Source organism: Pseudoalteromonas sp. 20-MNA-CIBAN-0454 (assembly GCF_040308685.1).
Lineage (GTDB): Bacteria > Pseudomonadota > Gammaproteobacteria > Enterobacterales > Alteromonadaceae > Pseudoalteromonas > Pseudoalteromonas nigrifaciens.
In genome coordinates, this window is record NZ_JBEOOB010000073.1 from 1 (window position 1) to 2,630 (window position 2,630).

Consider the following 2,630-nt stretch of genomic DNA (forward strand, 5'->3'; position numbering starts at 1 on the left):
CTCAGGTTAATATGCTGAGTAAATTATGCATAGGTAGCATTAATATTGGTATGTGGGTTTAATTGCGCGCTTACTTTTCTCGGAAGGATTCGATAAAGGCCAAAAAACCGACTTAATGTCGGCTTTTTGGCTAAGTGGTTTAAGGCTTAGCTTTCTACTTCTTCCCAATGGTTTTCGATTTCTTCTAGGCGAATTACTTTTGCAGCTTCCTCAGCTTCAGTATCCGACAGTAAATCAAGAAAATAACTTACGGGATTATTTTGCTCTTGGCTTTCCATATACAAAGCTCTTAAAGCCGCATCTGTAGTACGTGGAATTTTTGTTTGACCTTTCTCATAACGTGCAATTGTCTGTTCATCCACACCAAAACGTGTCGCAAGCATTTTTTGAGAAACATTCATTTCAATACGTAAAAATTTAAATTCCTCATACGCAAGAGGCCTATTGCTGTCGACAACAACCTGCGCTATTGCGCTATGAAGTCCGTTCATATCATCAATACTTGTATATTCTTCACCATCGATTTCTTCAACGGTAACACCATTTTTTAGATACACGTTTAATAAACCGCTTTCAGTATAATGGTACATATCAACCTCTTAATCTATCCATACAGTTACTAAAACTGACATAGGACTGTCATGATGATTCTTAAGTGCAACAGTCAACTCAATAACTTTGCCCGCTGCTAAACCTTTCAAGTTAAATTTCCAATCTCCGGAGGCCTCAGGGTATGGACCCTCTCTAAACACCGAATGTTTACTCTTAAGTAGAGTAATTATTTGTGCTGTAGTAACCCCTCGTTCATGCATGCGTTGTTTAACATGCTTGCTCCATCGAATCCTGTGGGTATAATTCTCTGCCAGATCATTCATTATTTTTCTGGCTGTTCCCTCTGTAAGTGGGAATTCTTTAACACCTTGTGGATTATTTTCAACCATGAACCACCTATCAATCTGATACCTATCATTTTGATAGGAAGGCAACGTATTGTCAACTATCACTTGAAAAAACTCTAAACGAACTTAGGGCCTGTTGATCTTTGCGGATTAAAATTTGTTCAAACTAGGGGCGGTTTAATCGCGGCGCGAGGTTTGTAACCTAGTGGACTAAGTCAAAACCGAGCAAAGCTTCCGCGTCCTGCTCACGCTCCTTACCTACATCCATGTAGGCAACAAAGAGTAAATCGCCCCTAGGCAGAACCCAAAGGGCAGCGCCTGTTTGGCATTGATGCTGCGTTATCACCTATTTATGGGGAATAACCACACCACATAGGCTCTGCCTTGCCTAAATACCAAACAGACTGCTGCAAATTTAACCTTGAAAGATCATTAGGCCCTAGTATCGCCGTCAGCAAAAACAACAACTACCACCTTCACAGAAGGGTGAGTTTCTTTCCTAACTCGTCTTGGGGCAATGACGAGTCAGCAGATAACTTGCCAATGGACAGAAATGTTTCAGCCAGATTAGGCTGAAACGAAGATGGATATAAATGAGCTAGAGTGTTATATCCAAATGGTGATAAGCTGAAATTTAAAAAACACGAATCAACATCACTGACCCCATTGTTTTTTACTTTTGAGATAGAGAAACTTGAATCTTCAACTTACATCAGCTTAGAATAACTTTAGTGAGGATGAAAAAAAGGCGCTAAAAGCGCCTTTTAAAAAGGATTGGTCTCAGACTCTCCGGGAATTACCCACAGTCAAAAGTGGAGACCGTTTTTTTCTGAATCAACAGTTACTAATGAACTATTGATGTTAATTCGATAAACTGATTATAACCAACTTTAAATGGCTGTGCAATAATTGAGAATACAAAACAACATTAGCCGAGATCTAGAAAAACAACAACTGTTTTTTTAGAGTGCTGGGCAAGTATGAGTAATGTACGAAGCCTAGATAGCGACCGGGTTTCATATAACAACATTTTAAATTCCGTTCTAGAGCTTCTAGATCTCTATTCGTTGGGTACAAAGCATAGAGCCGCAGAAAAAAGATTGCATGTAGTTGAAGAGCTTAATCAATTAATGGATACGAATGAGTTGCTTCTTAGACCTGAATTTAAAGGAATACCTCAACAGTTAAAAAGTATTTTTAAGGAACACGGTAAACCTTTAGAAGAACAAAAAGAGCTTATTATTAGCTTTTTAGAAGAGTTAAAAGAGCTGCTAGAAGAACATTACCGACGTGTTTCAATAGAAGAGTTAACCTGCCTTTTACAAGATGGAGCTGAACACTCTGAAAGCTCATTAGTCAAAATTTATAACCAAACAAACGCATTGATTAGTCACCTTATTACATTGGGTATGCCAACTTCAGAATGCTATTTACTTTGCAGAAACTTTCTGATCAAAAGAAGGCCTCACATAGCATTTTTAGATGCATTTAATAGTTTAGCAAATAACGTAACAATTACAGCTCAAAAATACAGCGTAAAGTTATCACTAGATAACAAAGCACTATATGAATTACTTACGCAAACATCAGTAGTAACACTCGGAGAATGTCAATTTACTGTTCAGGAAAGAGAAGAAAATGACAGGAGTTATATAGTGAACTACCCACCGACGCCACTACGTGTCGATCAATGGGCTTCTACAGCCTAGATTTTTAATGCTAGGCTACTTC

3 protein-coding genes are annotated in these 2,630 nt (G+C 38.3%); 1 reads left to right on the top strand and 2 read right to left on the bottom strand.

Translation table 11 applies throughout. The annotated features are described in order from the left end of the window. Nucleotides 1-146 precede the first annotated feature (146 nt). Nucleotides 147-590: a helix-turn-helix domain-containing protein gene (locus AAEZ22_RS17880; protein ID WP_008109361.1), complete on the bottom strand. Its 444-nt coding sequence runs from the start codon at nt 588-590 to the stop codon at nt 147-149. A 9-nt stretch (nt 591-599) separates the two neighbouring features. Then, nucleotides 600-941, bottom strand: coding sequence for a DUF4258 domain-containing protein (locus AAEZ22_RS17885; protein ID WP_008109362.1), 342 nt, complete (start codon nt 939-941; stop codon nt 600-602). A gap of 938 nt (nt 942-1,879) precedes the next feature. On the opposite strand from AAEZ22_RS17885, the gene AAEZ22_RS17890 reads away from it, so the two are divergent. Beyond that, the gene (locus tag AAEZ22_RS17890; RefSeq protein WP_352298294.1) at nt 1,880-2,608 is read left to right on the top strand and encodes a hypothetical protein; all 729 of its coding nucleotides are present in this window, start codon (nt 1,880-1,882) and stop codon (nt 2,606-2,608) included. Nucleotides 2,609-2,630: the final 22 nt, after the last annotated feature.

Excerpts from the sequence above, each read along its gene's own strand:
- AAEZ22_RS17885 (WP_008109362.1), bottom strand. The coding sequence starts at position 941 with ATGGTTGAAAATAATCCACAAGGTGTTAAAGAATTCCCACTTACAGAG.
- AAEZ22_RS17890 (WP_352298294.1), top strand. The coding sequence starts at position 1,880 with ATGAGTAATGTACGAAGCCTAGATAGCGACCGGGTTTCATATAACAAC.
- AAEZ22_RS17880 (WP_008109361.1), bottom strand. The coding sequence starts at position 590 with ATGTACCATTATACTGAAAGCGGTTTATTAAACGTGTATCTAAAAAAT.